This is a genomic window from Pedococcus sp. P1_H8 (genome assembly GCF_056405175.1).
In genome coordinates this window covers 1-350 of record NZ_JBFUCP010000515.1, presented here as the reverse complement: position 1 = coordinate 350, position 350 = coordinate 1, and the positions used below count along the sequence as shown (strand labels likewise).

Genomic DNA, 350 nt, shown 5'->3' with positions numbered 1-350 from the left:
TGCGTCCATAGTGGACTCGCCGGTGAACGGCCGGACACGGACCGCGACAAATGGCCCCTCATTTCGGCTAGCCTTACCTCGCTTCGGTGAGGACCGGAGGGTTTTGTGGCACGACGGAGGAGAGTCGATGGCAGACGTTGGACGGTTGACGCGTCGGGGATTTCTGATCGGGACGTCCGGTGCGCTGCTCGCGTTCGCCGCCGCCTGCAGCAGCAGCGGTGACGGTGACGGCGGTTCCGCCGGCGGGTCCGGGGCGACCCTGACCAACAAGTACGGGCAGACCGAGGTCGGCGCCGACCCCCAGCGGGTGGCGAGCGTCGGCTACAACGACCAGGACGCGATCCTCGCGC

The 350-nt window shown here is 68.3% G+C and carries 1 pseudogene; it reads left to right on the top strand.

The annotated features are described in order from the left end of the window. Positions 1-127 precede the first annotated feature (127 nt). Positions 128-350, top strand: a pseudogene (locus AC1DYG_RS21110) (hypothetical protein); the annotation flags it as partial.